The sequence below is a fragment of the Streptomyces sodiiphilus genome (genome assembly GCF_039529215.1).
GTDB classification, from domain to species: Bacteria; Actinomycetota; Actinomycetes; order Streptomycetales; family Streptomycetaceae; genus Streptomyces; species Streptomyces sodiiphilus.
Map to the genome: position 1 here is coordinate 33,856 of NZ_BAAAMJ010000046.1, position 20,993 is coordinate 54,848.

18 protein-coding genes and 1 pseudogene are annotated in these 20,993 nt (G+C 70.3%); 8 read left to right on the plus strand and 11 right to left on the minus strand.

Translation table 11 applies throughout. From position 1 onward, the window contains the following. Positions 1-267 precede the first annotated feature (267 nt). Genes ABD299_RS19450 through ABD299_RS19465 form a run of 4 tightly spaced genes read left to right on the plus strand, consistent with a single transcriptional unit; the run spans position 268 to position 8,772 of the window. A complete protein-coding gene (locus tag ABD299_RS19450) occupies positions 268-1,932 on the plus strand; it encodes a TIGR02677 family protein (RefSeq protein ID WP_344264155.1) in 1,665 nt (554 codons plus the stop codon). Next, positions 1,929-3,254 carry a TIGR02678 family protein gene (locus ABD299_RS19455; RefSeq protein ID WP_344264157.1) on the plus strand — a complete coding sequence of 442 codons (1,326 nt, stop codon included), beginning with the start codon at positions 1,929-1,931 and terminating at the stop codon, positions 3,252-3,254. Before ABD299_RS19450 ends, ABD299_RS19455 begins: the two co-directional genes overlap by 4 nt. Further along, complete coding sequence (locus ABD299_RS19460) at positions 3,251-7,495, plus strand: TIGR02680 family protein (RefSeq protein ID WP_344264159.1); 4,245 nt, start codon at positions 3,251-3,253, stop codon at positions 7,493-7,495. Before ABD299_RS19455 ends, ABD299_RS19460 begins: the two co-directional genes overlap by 4 nt. Continuing rightward, positions 7,492-8,772, plus strand: coding sequence for a TIGR02679 family protein (locus ABD299_RS19465; protein ID WP_344264161.1), 1,281 nt, complete (start codon positions 7,492-7,494; stop codon positions 8,770-8,772). Before ABD299_RS19460 ends, ABD299_RS19465 begins: the two co-directional genes overlap by 4 nt. Before the next feature lie 53 nt (positions 8,773-8,825). On the opposite strand, the gene ABD299_RS19470 is transcribed toward ABD299_RS19465, so the two are convergent. The 5 genes from ABD299_RS19470 to ABD299_RS19490 form a co-directional block, all read right to left on the minus strand. Further along, entirely contained in the window at positions 8,826-9,233 is a 408-nt protein-coding gene (locus ABD299_RS19470; RefSeq protein WP_344264163.1) for a PIN domain nuclease, read from the minus strand. Beyond that, entirely contained in the window at positions 9,230-9,457 is a 228-nt protein-coding gene (locus tag ABD299_RS19475) for a type II toxin-antitoxin system VapB family antitoxin (protein WP_344264165.1), read from the minus strand. Before ABD299_RS19475 ends, ABD299_RS19470 begins: the two co-directional genes overlap by 4 nt. A gap of 679 nt (positions 9,458-10,136) precedes the next feature. After that, complete coding sequence (locus ABD299_RS19480; RefSeq protein WP_344264167.1) at positions 10,137-11,390, minus strand: restriction endonuclease subunit S; 1,254 nt, start codon at positions 11,388-11,390, stop codon at positions 10,137-10,139. Continuing rightward, positions 11,390-12,895 (minus strand): N-6 DNA methylase, encoded by a 1,506-nt coding sequence (locus tag ABD299_RS19485; protein WP_344264169.1) that lies wholly within the window; start codon positions 12,893-12,895, stop codon positions 11,390-11,392. Before ABD299_RS19485 ends, ABD299_RS19480 begins: the two co-directional genes overlap by 1 nt. After that, a complete protein-coding gene (locus ABD299_RS19490) occupies positions 12,892-13,083 on the minus strand; it encodes a hypothetical protein (RefSeq protein ID WP_344264170.1) in 192 nt (63 codons plus the stop codon). Before ABD299_RS19490 ends, ABD299_RS19485 begins: the two co-directional genes overlap by 4 nt. A gap of 682 nt (positions 13,084-13,765) precedes the next feature. On the opposite strand from ABD299_RS19490, the gene ABD299_RS19495 reads away from it, so the two are divergent. Further along, entirely contained in the window at positions 13,766-14,563 is a 798-nt protein-coding gene (locus ABD299_RS19495) for a hypothetical protein (protein WP_344264171.1), read from the plus strand. A 35-nt stretch (positions 14,564-14,598) separates the two neighbouring features. Next, positions 14,599-14,755, plus strand: a pseudogene (locus tag ABD299_RS19500) (aromatic-ring hydroxylase C-terminal domain-containing protein); the annotation flags it as partial. Positions 14,756-14,905: 150 nt separating this feature from the next. On the opposite strand, the gene ABD299_RS19505 reads toward ABD299_RS19500, so the two are convergent. Both ABD299_RS19505 and ABD299_RS19510 read right to left on the minus strand, forming a co-directional pair. Next, positions 14,906-15,733: a hypothetical protein gene (locus ABD299_RS19505; protein ID WP_344264174.1), complete on the minus strand. Its 828-nt coding sequence runs from the start codon at positions 15,731-15,733 to the stop codon at positions 14,906-14,908. A gap of 23 nt (positions 15,734-15,756) precedes the next feature. Next, a complete protein-coding gene (locus tag ABD299_RS19510) occupies positions 15,757-16,383 on the minus strand; it encodes a histidine kinase (RefSeq protein ID WP_344264177.1) in 627 nt (208 codons plus the stop codon). A gap of 297 nt (positions 16,384-16,680) precedes the next feature. On the opposite strand from ABD299_RS19510, the gene ABD299_RS19515 reads away from it, so the two are divergent. Both ABD299_RS19515 and ABD299_RS19520 read left to right on the plus strand, forming a co-directional pair. After that, positions 16,681-17,532: a helix-turn-helix domain-containing protein gene (locus tag ABD299_RS19515; protein WP_344264180.1), complete on the plus strand. Its 852-nt coding sequence runs from the start codon at positions 16,681-16,683 to the stop codon at positions 17,530-17,532. Between the two features lie 11 nt (positions 17,533-17,543). Further along, positions 17,544-17,735, plus strand: a complete 192-nt coding sequence (locus ABD299_RS19520; protein ID WP_344264183.1) for a hypothetical protein — start codon at positions 17,544-17,546, stop codon at positions 17,733-17,735. Here ABD299_RS19520 and ABD299_RS19525 read toward each other — a convergent pair. From ABD299_RS19525 to ABD299_RS19540, 4 genes are all read right to left on the minus strand, one after another. Next, positions 17,704-18,726, minus strand: coding sequence for a DUF4184 family protein (locus ABD299_RS19525; RefSeq protein WP_344264186.1), 1,023 nt, complete (start codon positions 18,724-18,726; stop codon positions 17,704-17,706). The genes ABD299_RS19520 and ABD299_RS19525 overlap by 32 nt on opposite strands. A 283-nt stretch (positions 18,727-19,009) precedes the next feature. Then, the gene (locus ABD299_RS19530) at positions 19,010-19,897 is read right to left on the minus strand and encodes a hypothetical protein (RefSeq protein WP_344264189.1); all 888 of its coding nucleotides are present in this window, start codon (positions 19,895-19,897) and stop codon (positions 19,010-19,012) included. Next, on the minus strand, positions 19,894-20,229 hold the full coding sequence (locus tag ABD299_RS19535; RefSeq protein WP_344264192.1) for a PadR family transcriptional regulator: 336 nt from the start codon (positions 20,227-20,229) through the stop codon (positions 19,894-19,896). Before ABD299_RS19535 ends, ABD299_RS19530 begins: the two co-directional genes overlap by 4 nt. Further along, positions 20,226-20,990: a class I SAM-dependent methyltransferase gene (locus ABD299_RS19540; protein ID WP_344264195.1), complete on the minus strand. Its 765-nt coding sequence runs from the start codon at positions 20,988-20,990 to the stop codon at positions 20,226-20,228. The genes ABD299_RS19535 and ABD299_RS19540 overlap by 4 nt, the downstream gene beginning before the upstream one ends. Positions 20,991-20,993: the final 3 nt, after the last annotated feature.

A 20,993-nucleotide genomic window follows, 5' to 3' on the forward strand; every position in this document is an offset into this window, starting at 1 on the left:
CGCGGCCTCGCGCCCGGCGTGTCAGAACGATACGACGCCCCGGCTCGCACCGCTTCCCTTCGCTTGATAAGTGGGGTTATCAGCTTAGTCGTGGGTTTGGCGCCCCGGTGCCGTGAGAATGGCGGACGACGCGGGGCGGGGCGCGGTGCCTCCTCCGGGTGAGATACCGGTGGGCCCAGCCGCCTCCCTCGTCGCTCTTCACACAGCCCGGGAGCATTTGTGGCAACCCCCAGCCGGCGATCGCCTGCACCCCCTAGTCTCGACCCCATGGAAGCACCCGTCTCCGGTGCGTCACCGGACGCCGGCGACGACGAGGCGCGGAGGCGGCTGGACGCGTACACGTACCTCAGCGCGCCCGAGCGCCTGGAGCACGTCGCGATCATGCGGGTCTTCTGCGGGACCCTGCTGGCGGACCTGGCCGTCCCGGATCTCATGGCGAAGCTGCGCGAGGCCGGTGGCCCCGGCGCGGGGCTCGACGCCGACACCCTCACGGCCCGGCTGGAGAAGCTGGTGCAGTGGGGCAACCTGCTGCGCAGCAGCCACACGGTGAAGGCGTCCAGCATCAGCGAGTACCAGCGGTCCCGCTCGCGCTACCAGCTGTCGAAGCTCGGCGAGCGCGTCCAGCGGGACGCCGACGGGGTCCTGGCCGGGGCCGACGCCGCCCGGGAGGTGAGCAACGAACTGCTCGCACTCGTCGAGCGCGGGCTTCGGGAGCTGGCCGAGCGTGTGACCGTGCCCGGCGGCATCGACCCCCGGGACGGGCTGGAGCGGGTCAGCACCCTGTTCGTGCAGTTCACCGAGTTCGCGGAATCCGTCCGGGACTTCTACGCCTACCTCGGCCAGGTGCTGGCCCGGTACGACCTGGACAGTGCCGAGTACCAGGGCTTCAAGGAGCTGCTCCTCGATTACGTGGAGGCGATCACGGAGGACGTGGCCTTCCGCGCCCCCCGGATCTCGGCGGCACTGGACACCCTGTGGCCGCACCTTCCGGGTCTGCTGGCCCGGCTGGACGCCCACGCGCAGGGTCTCACCGGGCTGTCATCGCCCGGTGACGGCCGACCGGAGACCCGGGTGCAGCGCAGCCGTGGGCGCGAGATCGCGGACTGGGAGGGTCTGCGCGGTTGGTTCGTCGACACCGACGGCGACGGCAGCCAGGTCGACCAACTGCGGGACGCCACCCTGCGCGCGTTGCAGTCACTGCTCGCCAACGCCAAACGGATGCTGCGATCGGCCACCGGAGAGATGTCCCGGCGCAGGGATCTGCTGCGGCTGGCCCGATGGTTCGACGAAGCGGCGCCGCAGGACGCGCACGACATCGCCGTCGCCGCCTTCGGGCTGTACGGCGCCCGCCATCTGGGCATACCCCCGGCCGCCGACGAGGTGGTGCCCGCTGCCACGAGCTGGTGGACCGGCCCGGTGGTCGAGGTGCCGGTGGCCCTGCGAGAGAGGGGCAGCCGCGCCCAGCGGGGCCGGATGTCCTCGGCGGAGGACCACTCCGAGCAGAAGCGGCGGTTGCGCGAGGCCGCCCGCCGGCAGGCCGCGGCCCGGGCGGCGGCGGCGGACGAACTGCGCAGCGCCTCCGGCCGATTCGCCGAAATGCGCCTGACCTCGGCAGCGCTCGGACTGCTCCTGGAGCTGCTGGCCACCGCACTCGGGAACGCTCACCTCCGGCGCCGCGCCGGCACGGACGGGGAGCAGGCGACGGGATTCGACCTCGACGCGGCCCACGGTGAGGACGTCGAACTCGGCATCCGGCTCACCGTGCGACGCACCGTGGGCGCGCGGTGCGTCCTGCGCTCGACCGACGGCGACTTGCTGCTGGACGACCTGGAACTGCACATCGGCCGTACCTCCTCCGACACGGCTGACCCGGCCGGCACGGCCGACACAGCCGGCACGGCCGACGGGGAAGCCGGGGTGAGCGTGTCATGACCCTCCCCTCGGCCCACGATGTCGCCCTGGCCGCCGAACGCCGCAGCGCCGCCCGGCTGCTGCTCGCCCACCCCCTGGTCACCTCGGACGGCCCCCACGCCGACCTCTTCCCGCTGATCCGTAGACATGCCGACTGGCTGGGCAAGCGGTTCCAGCAGGTGCTCGGTTACCGGCTGCTGGTGGACAGCTCCTACGCCCGGCTGTTCAAGGCAGGGCTGGGAGCGGGAGCGGGACACCGGCTCGAGCGCTCCACCGGCACCCCGTTCACCCCGCACACGTACGCCTGCCTGGCGCTGGCCCTGTCCGTGCTGGTGACCGCCCCCGAGCAGCTGCTGTTGTCGCGGCTGGTGGCCGACATCCGGGCCGCCGCGGCCGACGCGGGGATCGAGCTGGAGGAGACGGGCAGGGCGGCCGGGAAGCGGACCCTGGTGGCGGCTCTGCGCGTGTTGGTCGAGTGGGGCGTCCTCATCGAGACCGAGGGCCGGGTGGCCGCGCTCGCGCAGGAGGCGGGGGGAGAGGCCCTGATCACGGTGGACCGCGAGCTGGCCCGCGTTGTCGTCGCCGGTCCGCTCTCCCGGGCCCGTGACGGCGCCGATCTGATCCGGCTGGCGGCGGACCCGGGATTCGGCGGACCCCGCACCTACGTGCGCCGGATGCTCGTCGAGACACCTGTCGTCCACATCGACGAACTGACCGACGCCGAACGCGACTGGTTGCGGACCCGGCAGCGCCGGGAAGCGCAGGCGTTCTCCGAACTCCTGGGTCTGGAGATGGAGATCCGGGCCGAGGGGGTGGCGTTGGTGGACCCCGAGGACGAGCTGACGGATCTGCGCCTGCCGGGCACCGGAACCGTCGCGCAGGCCGCGCTGCTGCTGGTGGAACGGCTCGTGGAACGACTTCGGCCGCAGGAGCCCGGACACCCGGCCACCGGGGGGACGCTCGTCATCGCGGTGGCTGTCCCCGAGGGGCTGATGGACGAACTGCTGACCGAACTGGTCACCGAGTACGGGCGGCGCGGCAACTGGCAGCGCGGTTACCTGGAGGACATTCCCGCCCTGCGGGAGGCCGTGCTGGACCTGCTGGTTCGCATGCGGCTGATGGCCCGTGCCGGCCGGCTGCGCGCCGAGGGCGAAGGGCTGCCGGAGGGGTACGCCGAAGAGGCGCCGGAAGGACGCACGGTGACCGACGTTCGCGGGGCACGGCCCGGCGGTGACGGCTGGGTCCTGACGGCCGCGGCGGCACGCTACGCCACCCGGGTGACCGTGCGCCCGGCCACCGCAGCCGGCAAGGGCGCCGATCTTCAGGAGGAGTTCCCGCTGTGACCACCGATGCACGTGGCCTCGTTCCGTTGCCGCGTTCCGGCCCCGCGACGACCGCCGGCCCCCGCTTCCGGCTGCACCGCGCGGGCATCCACAACGTCTGGCAGTACGACGAGCAGGAGTTCGCCTTCGGCGACGGGCGGCTGCTGCTGCGTGGCAAGAACGGCGCGGGCAAGTCCAAGGCCCTGGAGATGCTGCTGCCCTACCTGCTGGACGGCGACTCCCGGGCATTGGACGCGACGGGCACCGGCCGGACCACCCTCGCCTGGCTGATGCTGGACGGCTTCGAGCAGACCAACCGCCTCGGCTACCTGTGGGTGGAGTTCCGGCGCCCGACCGACGGCGGCGACCACCGCCACCTCACGCTCGGCGCCGCCGTCCGCGCCTCGAAATCGACGCAGAAGGCGGTGCCGACGTTCTTCCTCACCCCGCTGCGCGTCGGGGAGGACCTGCACCTGGTCGAGGGAGGCAAGCCCCTGCCGATCGACCGCCTCAAGGAGATCGTCGGCTCCGACAACACCACCGAACGTGCGGTCCTCCACCGCTCCCGGGTGGCCCGGGAAGTGTTCGGCATCACCGACGCCACCCGCTACCGCAACCTCACCCAGCTCCTCCACCGGCTGCGACGCCCCACGGTCGGGGACCGCATCGAGCACGGAGGGCTGGCCTCCCTGCTGAGCGAGACCCTGCCGGGACTCGACGAGGAGGTGGTCGAGAAGGTCGCGCGCAACCTCCACGACCTCGACACCGTACGCGAGGAGCTCGGCCGCCTGGAGCGCACCGATACGGCGCTGCGCACGTTCCTCATCCGTTACCGGGGCTACCTGGCCGGCGTCCTGCGCACCTCCGCACGGGCGGTGAGCCGGGAGCTGGAGATCCTCGGGGAGCGACGCCGTGCGGCCGGGGACGCCGTACAGCGGACCGGCGAGCTGATGGCCCGGGAGGAGGGGGCGGAAGCCCGGCTGGAAACCCTGCGTGAGGAGGAAGAAGCCGCCCGGACCGACCTCGCCGCCCTGCACGCCGGTCACGCCTACCGCAGCCTGCGCGAACTGTCGGAACGCCGCAGCACGGTGGAGGCGCTGCGCGCCGCCGCCGGGGCCGCTTTCACCGCTCTCGTCAACGCACACGGCGCGGAGGAGGGCGCGGCCGAGCGACTGGCCGACAGCGTGGACCACCTCGGGAACCGGCTCGCCGAACTGCGCACCGAACACCGGGAACTTCTGGCGCAGGCGGAGAGGGCCGGGCTTCCCATCGGCCACCTCGGCGGGATTGTCACCCTGCCCCGCACGGTCCGCTCCCGGGCCGTCGAGACGGAGCTGACCGCTCCGGACGGGGAGACGCACACCGTCCGCCGGCCCTCCGTCGTCCGCGTGGACACGGACACGGCGCGGGACGGACTGATGGCCTGGCAGGGACAGTTGGAGGACGCCGAGTCGGTCGTGAAGAACCGGACCCGCATGGTCCAGGAGGTGACGCGCCTCGCCGCACGGGCCGAGGAGGTCCGGGGCCGGGCGGTACGGGCCGACACCGAGCGGGAACGGCTGGAGGGCGAGGCGGAAGAGGCCGCGGCTCGTCTCGCCGCCGGCCGCGAGAAGGTCGTCGAGGAGAGCGCTGCCTACGCCCACCGGGTCGCGGAGTGGGCGACACACACGAGGACGGCCGTCGGGGCCGAGTGCCCGCCGCTGGACCCCGTCCACATCGCGGTCACCCGCGAAAGCTCCGACGACGCGCCGTTCGCGGACCGCACGCTCCCGCCCGACATCGACAACCAGGCGTGGCAGGCCGCCCATGCCGCACTGGAGCCGCACGGTGAGGAACTCAACGAACATCGGGACGCCCTGGCCCTCGCCGCAGGCCGGCTCGGTGAGGAACTCGACCGCCTGAAGAGTCGGAAGCAGGACTGGGAGCGACGTACCGACCCCGAGCCGCCGGCCCCGCACCACCGCGTCGCCGAAAGGACACCGGGCAGTGGAGCACCCTTCTACCGACTGGTGGACTTCACGGACGACCTGCCCCCCGCCGACCGGGCCGGTCTGGAAGCGGCGCTCGAAGCCGGCGGGATCCTGGACGCATGGGTCGACGCGGACGGAGCCCTCGTCGATCCCCGCACCCGTGACACCCTGCTGCGCCCCGGTCCCGCGCTGCGGGAGGGGCCGACCCTCGCCTCGGCCCTGCGCCCGGCGCCCCAAGCGGGGTGCGGCGTCACATCCGAGCAGGTGGAACGCCTGCTGGCCGCCATCGCCCTCGCACCTGCCGAGGAAACGAACGCGCACGACGCGGTGTACCACGACGGAAGCTGGCGGCTGGGCGTTCTCGGCGGCCGGCACCACAAGAAGGTCGCCGAGTACGTGGGTGCCGCAGTACGCGCCGAGACCCGGCGGCGCGTCCTGGCCGAACTGGAGGAGCGGCTCACACAGACGCGACAGCGGCTGGCCGGCACCCGCCGCGAACTCGCCGAGGCCGACGCCCGGCGTCGGGCCCTCCGGCTCGCGGAACAGGACTTCCCCCGGGCACGAGGCCTCGCCGATGCCTGGAGCAGAGCCGAGTCGGCTGAGAGGACACTGCAGGACCTGACCGCCAAGGCCGCTCACGCGGCACGGTCGGCCGAAAAGGCCCGCGCTCTCGCCGTGACCGCCCGCGCCGAGGCGGACGCCACCGCCACCGCCCATGACCTGCCCGGCGACCCCGTCGGGCTGGAGCACGTACGCACGGCGCTGGCCGCCCTCCTCGGCGGCATCGGGCACCTTCGCCGGGCGATCGGAGGCACACACGAGCGACTCGGGGCCCATCACGCCGACGTCGACCGGTATGAACGGGCCCGGAAAGACCGCCTGGATGCGGAGGAGAACCACCGGCTCCGCCTCACCGGGCTGCGTACCGCCCAGCAGGACTTGCGTACCCGCGAAGAGGCCATCGGGGCGACCGAAGCCGAGATCCTCACCCGTGAGCGGGAAACCGAGCAACGCATCACGCGCGCCCTCAGGGCCCTTCCGGGCGCCCAACGAACCCGCGACGACCTTCGCGACCTGCGCGTGCGTGCGGAAGAGGAGGAGAAGAGCCGACACGAGGCTCTGGCCCACCAGGAGACGGCGGTCATCACCACCGGCGGCGCCCTTCGCGGCGCCCTCGGCCGCCCGGAAGTGATGCGTGGTGCGGGGCTGGACCGCTCCTCACTGCCCGAGGACGTGGTGGACGACCCCGGCTCGGACGTCCGCCGTCGCCTGCGGGCACTCCGGTCACTGGCCGATGCCGTACAACAGGCCCTTGGCCACCCGAAAGACGAGGTGTCGGACAGCACCCTGCTCAACCGGCACACCGAGCTGCGCGACCAACTGGCGGGTGGTTACGACGCACAACTGGAGGAACGCGACGGGATCAAGGTGTGCCGCCTGCTCGACGACCACGGTTCCCACGACGTCGCGGCCGTGGGCGAGCGGATCGCCGCCCGGGCCGCGGAGGCCCGAGGGCGACTCACCGAGCGCGAACGCGAGGTGTTTCAGCGGTTCCTGACCGGAGAACTCGGCGACCACCTCTCGGCCCAGGTCATCGCCGCGGCGAACCTGGTCGCGGCTCTCAACGACACCCTGCGGACCGTACGCACCTCCCACGGTCTGGGCGTGGAGCTGCTGTGGAAGCTGGACGAGGACGTGGACGCGGACGCGGACGTGCGGGCCGCCGTCGAACTGCTGCGCAGCCCGTCGAGTCTGCGCACGCGCGAGCAGACCGAGCGGCTTCGGGAGGTGCTGCAGCGGCGGATCGAGGATGTCCGACGAGCCGATCCCTCAGCCGGTTACGCCGCCCACCTGCGGACCGCGCTGGACTACCGCGACTGGTTCCGTTTCCACACCTTCGTGGTCGAGGACGCCGCCCCCGGGCGCAGGCGGAAACTGACCGGCCGCACCGGACTCAGCCAGGGGGAGCAGCGGGTGCTCTCCTACCTCGTGCTCTTCGCCGCGGCCGCCGCCCACTTCACCGGTCTCGCCGAGTCGGCGCCCCACGCGCCACGGCTGATCCTGCTCGACGACGCCTTCGCCAAGGTCGACGAACCCACCCATGGACGGCTGGGGCGGATCCTCGTCGACCTCGACCTCGACTTCGTCCTCACCAGCGAGCGACTCATGGGCAACTGGCCGGAGGTGCCGTCCCTCCACATCTACGAGTGCCTCCGCGACCCCCACGTGCGCGGGGTGGCCACCCTGCACTACACCTGGAACGGTCGGCACCGGCGTCTGGTGTCGGTATGAGCGAGCTGCCCGTCGCAACGCGGGAGTGGCTGGCCGGCCCCGGGCTCACGCGGCTCTGGGAGGCGGTGCGCAAACGCCTGGAAAGCAACGGCCTACAGGCCACCGGCTCCCTCCGGCTGACCCCGGTGAGCGCCCGGGAACGCGAGGACCTGTCCCTTCTACTGGGAAAACCCCTCACGGGCGCCGCCGTGACGGTGCGCCTCGACGTACTCGACGCCCGACTTCGCGCCTCGGCCGCCGGGCTGGGACTCCGGGGGGTCCTGGAGAAACTCGGCCCGCCGCTCACCGACCGCCGTGCCCTCCGCGCGGGCATCGCGGCACGGCGCGAGCACGTCTGGTCCTCGCTCGCCTCGGCGCTGGACGCCTCCCCGCTCGCCGACCGTGACTGGGCCCGACAGTGGTACGACCTGCTGCGCCGTATCGGCGTCCCGAGAGGAGTGACGCCCGAAACAGCGATACAGACACTCCAGCAAGCGGTCCAAGTCCTGACCACCCTGCTCGGCCCACAGCAGGGTGGCGCCCGAGGCCGAGGAGAACTCGCAGCCATGACGACCGGCTCCGCGCACGGCCTGGACGACGGCACCTGGCTCGCACGCCTCGTCCAGCGCGGCATCGCCCTCGCCCATGGCACCGAGTTTCCCGGCGACGCGGCCGGCAGGCGGGCACTGTGGCGGCTGGTGTCCGTCACACCGGACGAAGTCTCCAGCACCGTGCTGACCTACGGATTGCAGCCTGTCGGTGGGGGGTGGCGGGAACAGTCCCTGCGGGAGCGGGCCGCTCATCACGCCGAAACCCACCTCACGCTGCGCGATCTGCACGGCCTGCGGCTGCAACTGCCCGCCGGAACAGCGATCCACATCTGCGAGAATCCGCGCGTGGTGGAGGCTGCGGCTGACGCGGCCTGCGTTCGCCCCCTGGTGTGCACTTCCGGCAGTGCCGCCACGGTTGTCCTCACGCTTCTCGACGCCCTCGCCGCCACCGACTGCCGTTTCGCGTACCACGGCGACTTCGACTGGCCGGGGATCGCTCTGGCGAATCGGGTCATCCGCGGCTACAAGGCCCTGCCGTGGCGCATGGGTGCCGAGGACTACGAGTACCTGGCCGCTCACAGCCAGGCCGAGGGAATCCCTCAGCTGCCGCTCGACGGCCAGCCTGTCAGCGCGGTCTGGGATCCGGGTCTCGCCCCCGCCATGACCGCCTTCGGCGTCGCGCTCCACGAGGAGGCCACCCTCGACCTTCTGGTGGACGACCTGTCGGCCGGAGGCAGGAACGCCTGAAGGCGCACAGCAGATGCTCAGGGTGCGAGCCCGGGGCTCCGGAAGCCGGCCGCCTACCTGATGTCGATCATCCGGACCGGCTGCCCGGTGGTGCGGGCGATGGTTTCGAAGTCCCGGTCGTAGTGCAGCAGTGTGAGTCCTGCTTCTTCCGCGGCTGCAGCCACGAGAAGGTCGACGGCTCCGGCACTGCGATGCTCCCCCTTGGCCGTGAGCCCGCGCTGGACGACGCGGGCGCGCCGGTAGACGCCGTCGGGCATGGGGCACCAGGTGAACTGGTTCAGTCGTCCCTGGATGGCTTCACGGTCCTTCTCGGAACGTGCGGAGTAGAGCACTTCCAGTTCGGTGAGGTCGCACAGGGCGACCAGTCCGGCGCCCACCCGCTGCTCCCAGTCCTCGGTTGCCTGGCGCAGCAGGAGACGGACCAGGGCCGACGTGTCGATGAGGTAGTCGGCCACGCTCACCGGGCGGAACCACCTCGGTAGTTGCGCTTGTCGAGGAGGAGTTCGGCGTCAAGAGCGCCTTCGTCCGCGAGGTCCTGCAGTTCGCGCAGGGCTCGCAGGCGGCGGTTGCGGGCCACGATCTCCCGCAGGGCGGTGTTGATGGTGTCCCGCTTCGTGGAAGTACCCAGCTCCTTTGCCGCTGCCTCCAGGGCGTCGTCGTCGAGGTCGATGACGGTTCTGCTCATGAGCACCACCCTCATATACATCAATCGATGTATCAATATACATGACTCAATGTATCACGGGGCCAGGTCGGCCCGGACGTCTGCGGACCGGTGAGCACACCACTGACAGCAGGAGGCACGGTCCCCCGCCGCCGAGGTGGACCGATTCCGGTCCGGTGCGAGCAGGTCTCGCCGGTGCCGTCTACGCCACACCGGCTGCCTCGGCCGCAGCCGCCGGCTGAAGCAGCCGGGCCAGTTCCTCACGCCCGCGCCTGATGACATCGAGCGCCGATGCCGGATCCGTACCCGGCGGCAACGGAGTATCGGTGAGCACATCCGTAAGCGTGTACCGGCCAAGCAGCCACCGCTGCAGGGCACGCCAGTCGGTGCCCCGGTTGAGGGGGAGGTCGTTCGCCCATGGCGATGCCTCGTACCGGGTACCGTCGGTACCGTTCGCGTGGAGCAGTGGGTCCAAATCCCGCCACCCCGACTCCGCAATACAGGTCAGGCCCGGTACTGAGAGATCAGTACCGGGCCTGATGTGCTGTGTGGACCCGCCTCGGGAGCCGGGAGCCAACACCCCGGGATCCGATTCCTGAGCGCACGGGAGCCGTGCAACCTTGGTTGACCGCGCCCGTCGCTGCCGCCAGGGCCGACATCTCGGCGAATATCGCCGTCCCGAGTTCGCCCGGTCTTCGGTTCAGCAACGGCCTGGCGCTCGGGTCTCCACCGTTCTCACGCTGGTGCTTGTCGGTTCCCGGAGGACGCCGGCCTTCGCTGAGATGTCGCGCAGGAGCGCATCCCGCAGGGTGTGCAGCGTCGCGATCTTGGCGACCAGGAGTCGCGCCATGGTGTGCAGGGGGTCGGCCATCGTGTGGAAGTCGGAGCGCGTGCACCGATCCGGCCAGGTGACCTCCAAGCGCTTGAGGGCACCGGCGGAGATTTCCCGGCCGTTCCGGCCTTGCGCCAGCCGCGCGATGTCGCTGCGCCTACTCCTGAGTTCGTGGAACAGCCACCAACCGTCCTCGTCCTCAACGGGCCGTACGGCCACGACGCCTCTGAGAGGTATTGCCGGCCTGCGAAGAACAGCAATGTGTGCGCCGTCAGAACGGGTGCTCAGCATCAAGGTGCCGGGAGGACGTGCCTCGCCTTGGTTCGCTGGACTGCTCAGACGGAACCTCTGGACGTGGGGCACGGACAGGTCGTAGAGATCTTTAGGGGCGATTACATCGGTCACATCGGTGCTGGGGTTTGTGGGCGACGTGGGAAGCGAGCGTTCGGAACCTTTGCCCGTCTTCGGTTTGGCGACCTGCACGAGCGGTCGTGTCTCCCCCTTGGGAATCTTCGACACCCAGTCGTCATGAAGTGCGTCGGCCAGTTCCACCGCCTTGCGCGCGGTCTCTTCGTAGAGGTTGGCCATCTCCTCGATGAGGCCGAAGGCTCGATGGTATGCGGTGATGGTGTCTGGCGGGGGCAGCGGAAACAGCATGCGGCGGAGGGTGTCGAGACTGATGGTGGGCTCGACATGTGCCGACACGTCCCCGTCGATGTGAGCCTTCGCCGTGGGTGTCTGTAGCCAGATGCGCAGCCACCGCGCAATGTGCGGTTCGGCGCGGATGATGCCGATCGACCTGGTCGCTGTACATCCCGCATGGTCGGCGGTGACCAGTGCGGAATCGCCTACCCGTCGGACGAGTACGACGGCCAGGTCGCCCTCCCTGAGAGTTGCCCGGCTGGGCGGGGATTCGCACGGCCGACACTCGTTGGCTTTGGGTGAAAGGATCCTGCCGCCCTTGACGAACGTCGAGCTGACGATCCCTGCGGTCCGATCGGCAGCCGCGTCGTCGAGGAAGCCGGAAGTGGTTTTGATGTCCCTGCGGGTTCGCTCGGTTTCGATAGAGGTAGTCGGCCAAGCCGCTTTGCCCGAGGCGGCCCGGTCGGCATTGGCTTCCATCAGATCTCCTCCAAGACTTTCAGCAGGCGGAGTTCCATGTCGCGCATCTGGTCGAATTGATGGCCCAGTTCGAGCTTGAGCTGCTCGATCCGGCTCCGCGTGTCCCGCTCGGGGCTGGGGGGCTCCACGGCGTACGAAGTCGGCATCAGGCTGTACCCGCGGTCGGCGATCTCGTCGGTGGAGCAGCTTCGGGACCAGCCGGCTGCGTCGTTGTACGGCGAGGCCGCAGCGCCATTCTCGGAGAGGCCACGCCAGGCCGCCAGGGTGGTCAGGATCAATGCCGTGTTCTTGTCGCCCAGCCTCCGTGCTCTCGACTCCGGGACCGGTTCGAAGGCTCGCCGTGCGTTGACGAAGAGCACCTGCTCGCGGCGGTCCAGGACGCCCCAGCCGGGGCGCGCGCTCTTGTCCCTGTTGAGCACCCACAGGCAGGCGGGAGCTTTCGTGTGACCGATTACGCGCGGTGGCAGAGCGATCACGCACTCGACCAGATCGCCACGCAGGAGGCGTTCGCGGAGCCTTCGGGTGACGGGCTGTCTGCTGTTGGCGACGCTGTCAGCCATCAGGAAGACGGCACGTCCAGCGGGAGCCAGCGCGTGTGCAATGTGCTGGATCCACGCCGAGTTGGCGGACCCTCGGGATGGTGGTTCCTTCGGCCACCGGGGATCGGCAGGGACGGGGAGAGCTGACTTGTGGGTGCTCTGTTCCGCCTTGACCTCCTGCGTCCAGTCGCGCTGGTTGAAGGGAAGGTTGGCCAGGATGATGTCGTGGGACTCCGGTTCGGGCTCCGCGAGGCTGTCCCCGGGAGGGAAGACGTGGGCTGTGATCCCCCGCACCGCGAAGTTCATGCGGGCCACCTGTGAGGTGTGGGCATGCTGTTCCTTGCCCTGCAAGAGCATGGCCGGGTTCAGTCCGACTCGTTCGCGGACATAGCGGTGACTCTCGACGAGCAGTCCCCCTGAACCGCACACGGGGTCCAGCACTTTGTGCCCGTCGCGGGGGACGGCCGCACCGACCATAAGACGCGCCATGTCATCCGGCGTGAAGTAGTGGCTGCCGTCTGCCTGGTCCGCCGAAAGGTCACGGAGGCACTGGTCGAGAAGGGGGCCGACCCGCTGGGTGGAGCCGATGGCCTGGATGAGAGCGTGCAGTGATCCTTCGGAACCGGAGGGCGGAACGGGCATCACGCTCATCATGCCCGCGTCAGCGTCCTGTTCGTCGGCCGCGGGTAGCCAGTGGCCCAGACACTTGCTCACGGCAGAGCGGATTCCGACACCGTGCCCTGCCGGCTGGCTCAGCAACCACGACCACGTCGGTACACCGGCGCCGGGAGCGGCGTGCGCCTTCCGGCTCAGGTACAGCAGCCCTAGGATCAGGCGGGTCGCGTCGTGGGCGTTCATCAGCCGCGAGAGGTGCGTGCGGTGTCGGCGGACCTTCGCGAGCACCTCGTTGAGCGAGGAGACACTTTCGCCCTGTACGTGTCCTCCAAGGGCTCCCACGTGGCTCACGAGCCCACCACGCCCACGGCGCCCATGACCACGATGAGAAGCGTCAGGGAGCCGGCGAAGGTCAATGCTCCGGTCCTGAAGGCTGCCGTGGGACGTCCTCCCTCGACGACGGTCATGACGCTGCCGACCAGAGCGGCGACAAGCGCCGTGAGCACCGCGATGATCACGTACATCAGCTTTGGTTGCACGTGGTTCCTTCCTGAGGTCGGGGGATTCCCAGCGGATGAGTGAGCCGGTGATCCCTGGTTTCAGGAAGGACAATAGAAGACGTGGGCCACCCGCTGCCGGGTGCACGCCGTTCGGGATTTCCGTAGGGATGAACCCAGGCTGCAAGCGCTTCGGACGAGTGCACGCCGTTCGGGGTTTGAGGCGGCAGGTTGGTGAGGGGCGTGTCCGAGCCTTCGACTCACGATCCGAATGGGTAGGCGAAGGAGCCTTGACTCAGATCAGTGGAGGCTCAGCGCAGGTACTGCGTCCTCGCCCTCGCCCACGGCACCGGGTCCCCCAGACGCGGCTGGCCGACACGCACTGTAGCGACTGGTGTCGGTCATGCCGGATGGGTCTCCAGCGCAGTGCTGACCTACGGGCTGCGCAGCTGCTCGGGGTGGGAGCTTCGGTGGCGGGGAACCAGCCGGGAGCGGGCCCGCTCTCGCATCTCCTGGAGAAGCGTGATCGAGGCCGACAGACTCAGCAACCGAACTTCTTCGGGATGGAGGGGGGCGTGGGTTCGAATACTGCCACAGGAATCCGCAGTGTCGGCTCAGGAACCTGAGTCGATCCGCCACTGGCGCCCTGGACCCTTCCACGCTTGAAAGGACGGAGGCTGAGGCCTCGTCAGGCTGCTCTCGACAGCCTGCGACACTGCGACTCATGGGCCTCGCTGATCTCAGTCTCGATAAGTGGCGGTCGTTCGATCTCGCTGCTGCGCGTCGGGTCGCCCAGGAGGCAGCAGACCTGGTGAGTGGCCGCGTGGCCGGCGTGGAGACGGTCGAGCACCTGGGCGCCCGGCTGCACCGGGTCCGGGTGGAACGGAACGGTCGGGAGTTCGCGCTGATACCCGGCGGCACCGTGACGCTCGGACTCGATCTGGATGTCTGGCAGCCGACGCCCGGGCAGGCGGCCGACTACGCGGAAAGCCTGGGGCAGGGGTTCGGTGGCGGCCCTGATCTGCGGGCTTACCTCGCACAGGTGCTGAGCCCGCGCCGGTGCGTCACCCTGGCCGCCGTGCTCATGGCCGTGGAGAACGAGAACCTGACCGAACTGCCTGCGGACATGCCGGCGGCCCTCGCCGCCCGTGGACTGCGGATGCCGACTTCCGACGAGTGGGAGCACGCCTGTGGAGCCGGCGCGGGCACGCTGTTCCGGTGGGGCGACGAGTGCCCTCTCGACGAGATCCCCTATGGCCACGACACCGGGCCACAGCGTCAGCTGAGCGCCCTGGGCCTGCGGATCGCCTACGACACCTACAGTGTGGAACTGACGAGCGATGTCACAGCGGTGCACGGTGGCGACGGCGGGGAGTCGGTCTGCGGCGGATACGGCACCCTGCTGGCCTGGCTTCCCCTGGCCACGGCCAACCGGAACCCGTCCACGGCTGAGTTCGTGTACAGCCCAGACGGAGATGGCCTTTGTGAGGACTTCTCAACCCGGCCCGTTCTCCCGCTCTGACCAGGAACGGTGCGTTGCCCTCCCGAGTGGGATCGGCGTGGGCAGACCGAGTCGACCGCGTCGTTGACGTCAGTGCGGAACTGCTCGTGCCCGCCGTGCTGTTGCTGCGGCCGGACGGCCACGTGGTCTGGGTCGGGACCAGCAGAACTGCTCGGCGTGCTGTCCCGCTGGTGCGGCGCTGCTGTCGGCTGAGACCGCAGATGTGCCCCGGAAGCGGACGGACCCCCTGTGGTCCGGGGTCCGCCCAGGGCCATCCATCTGCGGTAGACCTCGACCCTTTCCGAAGTCAGCCCTTGTCCACCGCTGTGCAGGAGGGGAGCAGTTCACCTCCTGCGGCGGGCATCACCACCTCGTGAGCGGGAAGGGGTTGTGCTCCGGTGCCATATCGCTGATGGCGACAGACATTGCCTCCGGCGGGACCGCGACTTCGAAGTATCCTCCGTAGTCGTGCCAGGCGCGCCGCTGGACCATCGTTCCTGGTCCCGGGCTGACGAACACCATCTCGGTCGTCAGGTGCAGTGGATAGGGCTTGCCCTCCGCCGCGACCAGGAGGGTGCTGGAGATGCTCCCCTCAGGCTCCTCCTCCTCGATCAGTACGGTGATCGCACGCTTGCCTTCATAGGTGGTCTCCGGGCCGAGGGACATCTGCGCCGGATTGTGCTCGTCGCCGAAGTCCAGGAGGCTGAAGGCGGAGAAGACGTCACAGCCATCGGCATGGGTCGCCAGATCAGGGTCGTCCACGGGGCCGTGGACGTACATCCCCTGATACATCTCCACTGCCTCCGTGCCACCGGCCTGGAGCCAGTAGGGCGTGGGAGGGCTCACCCACACCTCGTCGTCGACTCTGACGGTCTCCACGTTCCCGAAGTCCGGGAACGTCATGTACTTGCGACACCTTCCTTCCCTGTCGACCTCATGGCCGTGCCCCACGGTGTAGCCCTGGGTTTCCATCTCGCCGGTGACCCGGACTGAGGAAACTCCTGCGGTCGAGACCAGGACCCACGACATCAACTCGTGCACGTCGCCGTCCGCATTGGGCTCCCGGTCGGTTTCCTGCCGGTCCGACGCGTCTGCCGATCCAGCGCTCTGCGGTCCGTAAGAAGCCATCCCCAGGAACAGTCCTCCGCTGAGCACCACGGCAGCGCTGCGTTTGAAGGTGATCCATGACATGAGAACTCCCAAAAATGATCAGCTTATGCCAATGCCGGTCCGGGGTTCTCGGCGGCCTGGGTGTGTGGCGAGGGCATGAGGGTCGCCCACGTGCACACGCCGACTGCGGGTGGGTGGGCTGACCCGAAGCCCCACGCTCCCTGGTGCTTCTCCACCAGTTCGCGGACATCTGTGAGGGAGCTTCGGCGCCGCCTGTCGCACATGGTGGCGAGAACGCGGTGGGTGTGTGCGGCGTGGGTGTCGTGGACCGTGACCTGGAAGGCGCCCTCCACCAGGCGGACGACGAGGTGGACCATCTCTCCGGCCGAGGTGAAGCGGCAGGCGTGCGCCGTGAGTTCGTACACGAGAAGAAGCATCGGGTCGACCGCTGCCTCCTCGACCGCGTGCACGTCCAGCATGATCTCCGCGGATTCCTGCGCGACGCTGGGCGTCGCGGTGGCCGAGGGCAGCGTCATCCCGTAGACGAGGTTCGCCGGCGATGGTTCCGTCAGGTCGGGGGGTGGCGGTGGGCACTGCGTGAACCTCGGTACGGCCTGAGGGAAGAAGGGCGCGACGGTGGTGTGGGGCGCGAAGCCTGCCTGTCCGGTAGGAGGTGTGTGGCGGGTGACGCTGTGCGGCGTTGGTCCGGGGGCGAACGCGTTCTCGGGCATGGCTGCTCCGCTGGTCGGCGGGACTGTGGGTGGAGGTGGGCGTACAACGCGGGTGCCGGTGCGGCGGAACGTGGCTCGTCTCCCTGGCGCGAGCACACCCCTCCCAGGGCAGGAGGACGCGGGCAGGCTCGCGCGATGCTCTTCGTTCTCGCCTTGCGTGAACGCCGCATCACTTAAAGTAGAGCAGCGTTGGTGGCATTTGCCACCCCGGTCGGGAAAATGCCCCACATCGTGTGCTGGTGAGCGGGCTGCCTCACCGGGCACACTGTCCGTTCGCCACCTTGGGAGAAGGGCTTCATGCCGCCACGGAGTGTCCCCACCGAACGTCAGAAGCGACTCGGCTCCGAGCTGCGCAGGATGCGTAACGACGCAGGCGAGAGCACCGAGTTCGCGGCTCGACTGCTTGGCCTGGACAGGGCGAAGATCTCGAACATCGAATCCGGCGTCCGGGTGATCACACCCGAGCGAGTCCGGACCTTGGCGAGCAACTACGGCTGCCACGACGAACGTTACGTCGAAGCGCTCGTTGCCATGGCCGAGCCGCGGCCGAGGGACTGGTGGGAGACGTATCGAGGGCAGTTGCCCGCCGGGCTGCTCGACATCACGGAGCTGGAGTGGCACGCCACATCCGTTCGAGCGGGGGTGTTCCTCCATGTGCCGGGGCTGCTCCAGACCGACGGGTACGCCAGATCGGTGGGTAACGCTGCCCTTCCGCCTCTGTCGGAGCATGAGGTCGAGCTTCGCGTTGCGCTCCGTCTGCAGCGTCAGCAAGTGCTGCACCGGCCCAAGCCGCTGTCGTACACCGCGTATATCCATGAAGCGGCTCTGCGGATCGAGTTCGGCGGAAGGAAAGTCATGCGCGCACAGTTGGACCGCCTGTGCGAGATCGGCGAACTCGAGCACGTGGAGGTGAGGGTCGTGCCGTTTTCATCCGGAGCGTTCCCGGGTGCGGGCCAGGCCCTCCTCTACGCTGCCGGGGTCGTGCCCCAACTCGACACGGTGCAACTCGACTCGGCCCATGGACCAGGGTTCACTCATGCTCCGGCCCAGCTCGACAAGTACCGTTCCCAGCTGGACTGGATGGAAGAAGCTTCTCTCAGCCCCGGTAAGTCCCGGGACTTCATGCTCGCCCTCACCGGCAGTCGATAGGAGACAGCACTGTGCCTGACATCGTCTGGGAAGAGCCCTTCTGCGCGGAGAGCTCCAACTGCTTTCGCATAGGCACCGATACGGACGGCAACGCCTACATCGCTGTTGCCGGGCAGGAGGGGAACTTCCTTACGGACAGCCGTGAGGCTCTGGCCGCCCTCGTCCGGGACATCAAGGCGGGCAAGGCCGACCACCTGCTGTAGTGGCCTGGGCGGGGGAGCTGGATGGCTCATCCACCCGGGCCGGGTGTGTCTCCGGCCGGTGGTGGCCGACGAGCCCCGCGCGACGCCGGCGCCGCCGGTGCGGGAGGCTGCCGGTCTGCCAGGCGGCCGCGTACAGCAGCAGAGCGACCGTGAACGCGACGCCCGCTCTCTTGGCGGCTCCGGTCAGCATGCCTTCGGCGAGGGTGCCCAGCGGGGCCGGGGCCGTGGTGGAGGGGTAGGTCGTCTCGGTCACGCCGCCGCCCAGGTCGACGGTGACCGGCCGGGTGTAGTCCGCTTCGGTCACGTACCGGTGGGCGTGGAAGTCGTCCCGGGCCTTCACGGCGGCGCCCAGCACGGGGGACGCGACCAGCACGGCCACCACGCACCACCGCATGACCGGGCGTAGCCGGTTGACGGTACCGGCGCCGGGAGAGCGCAGCCGGCCCCGGCGCCGCCAGAGGTGCCAGGTGACGGCTGCGAGTCCGGCTGCGGTGCTCACGTGTTGCAGCAGCCTGCCGACCGTCAGGCCGCCCAGGACCGGGGTGCGCAGCAGCTCCAGCTGGGTGACCAGCAGGCCGTCGCCGTGGGTGAAGGAGTCCCACGCGAGGTGGGAGGCGATACCGATCAGGGCGGAGAGCAGCAGCCACAGGACGTACCGGGCCCTGGCGTGCGTGCCCACGGGCCGCTCGGGTTCCGGGAGGCGGAGGCCGGAAGGGAGCAGCGCGCTGACCGGCGCGCGCAGCATCTGGTGGAGGGCGATGAGGCCGAGGGCCACGGGGAGGCCGGTGATCAGTCCTCCGCCGGGTGAGTGGGTGGTGGTGGCGTTCAGGAACGGCTCGGACCAGCTGTGCCCGCCGGAGCCTGACAGGCCGAGGGTGGCCAGGAAGTACGGAACGTCGGGTGCCAGAGCGCCGGCGACGAGAGCGGCCGGAACGAACGGCCGGCGCATCAGCGGCAGAACCGCTGCGGGGTGGGACAGGGTGAACGGCACGCTGCCGGCCCCTTTCTGTGGCGAGGAGGGCGGGACCGCTCCCGCTGTCGGGGAGCGTCGTCGGGACGGGTGCCCCAGCTCGCCGGGCCGGCCTGGTCAGGAACACTTACGGATAGGTCGCCAGGAAGAATATTCAGTGCAACGGACTATGGCAAGTGAGTGAGGCGTCCTTGGAGGCAGCGGTGGCCCGGGGACGGGCCGGGCAGGAAAGGCCCGGAAGTCCCGTGCGCCCCCACCACCCTCGGGCGGGCGTGCACGACCCGGGGGACGGCAGGGCGGTGGGTCAGCTCCGCAGGCGGCGCACCGCCTGGACCGACGAGGTGAGCGCCGCCCCCGCCGGCAACAGGAGAAGGGCGCCGAGGACGGGCAGGAGCTCCCCCCAGGCCAGGTATGCATTGGCAGTCAACAACGGAGACGCGACGGCCATCGCGCTCATCTCCCGCAGGCCCCAGGAGTGCGCCCGGAGCGCGAGGGCGACTCCGGCGAAGGCGAGGACGAGCAGCGGCCAGGCGCCGTAGTCCGTGCTCACGCCCAGGGCCCCCGTATAGCTGCCGGCGTTCACCACGACGACGGGGAACCACCCCACGGCGGCCACCGCTCCGGCCGCCGCCGACAGCCGCCTGTCCCCGCGCCGGTCCGGAGGGCAGGCGAGGACGACGGCAGCCGTCAGCAGCGCCGCGACAGGAGCGATGCCTCCCTGATCCGGAGAGGGTGCGGCGGAGATCCCCTGCACTGCCGTCCCCAGCAGCCCGCACACCGCCGGCCCCGCGCCCCGCCCCCACCGGCCGGTCAGGGCGACGACGGCGCCGACGCACACCAGCAGGGAGAGCAGCAGGAACAGGATCCACGCGCCGTCCGTCGCGGCGAGCTGCACCCGGGCCGGAGCCGGCGAGAGAGCGAGCCCGGCGTACCAGCGCGTCAGGTGCAGCCCGCTGGTCACCGCCGCGGCCGCCAGGGCGAACGGGGCGGCCAGGGCGAAGAGTCGCCCCGCGGGCGACGCCGAGTCCAGCCCCAGCCGGACCCGCAGGGCGTGCGCGGCCAGGTCGGCGTCCGCACGCAGCCGGGCCGGGCGCGACAGTTCCGCTGTCATCTCCCGGTGGACGTCGACGATCTCCTGTCCGTGTGCGGCCCGGTATGCGACCGGGTACAGACGGACGAGGCGGTCGCTCACGCCGGCGCCACCGTGCCGTCGGCAAGGCGCCGCCTGACCTCCCGGGCGGTGGCGGCCAGCCGCTCCGCCTCGGCCTCCAGCCGCTCCCGCCCGGAGGGGGAGAGCGCGAAGACACGACGTGCCCGGCCGCGCACCACCTCCTCGCTCTCCACCTGGATCAGGCCCTCGGCCAGCAGCCTGTCCAGTGCCCCGTACAGTGCCCCGGTGCGCGGTGTCACCCGGCCGTCGGTCATGGCCTTGACCTCCTGGGCGATCGCGTAGCCGTGCCGGGGGGTGTTCGCCACCGCCGTCAGCAGCAGCAGGGCCAGCTCCTGCATTCCTCGTTCGCTCACACCGACAGAGTATTCCGCTCCACGGATGGTCGGCGGGCGAGGACGAGGCGGCAGGCGGGGGAGCCGTCGCGGCGGCGGCCGAGGGCGGTCAGGGGGACGGTGCTCGTCGTGAACCCCGTGGCGGCCAGGTTCTCCAGCACCCGGGGGAGGCGGAAGGTGCGGTAGTACATGACGAACGGGGGGCGCCACAGGGCGTTGCGGACGCGCATGGCGGTGTCGAAGCCGAGCAGCGCCCAGTAGGCGGCCGATCCGACGCGCGGGGGAGCGGGCACCGGGAACGCGAAGAGGCCGCCGGGACGCAGCGAGGCGTGGACGGCGGCGAAGAGCCGGGGCTGTTCGGCGGGCAGGAAGTGGCCGAAGGCCCCGAAGCTGACGGCGAGGTCGAAGACCGGTGCGAACGGCAGCCTGCGGGCGTCGGCTCGGACCCAGTGCACGGCGGGGGAGCCGCCGGTCCCCGGCGCGTCGTGGAGGGCGGAGCGGGCGACGGTGAGCATGCCGGTGCTGAAGTCGACGCCGGTGACCTGGCCGGTGCACAGCCGGCGGAGGGCGGTCGTTCCCGCGCCGGTGCCGCAGCAGACGTCCAGGCCGGACCCGAACGGCCCCATGGGGCGGAGGGCGGAGACCGTGGCGTCCAGGATGCTGTCGGGCGTGCGGAACGGTGTGCGGTCGAACTTCGGGGCGAGCAGGTCGTAGCCGCGCTCGGTGGAGGACAGTGCCTGCGCGGCGAGCTCGCGGAGGGTGGGGCCCTGCGGAGTGAACACGGC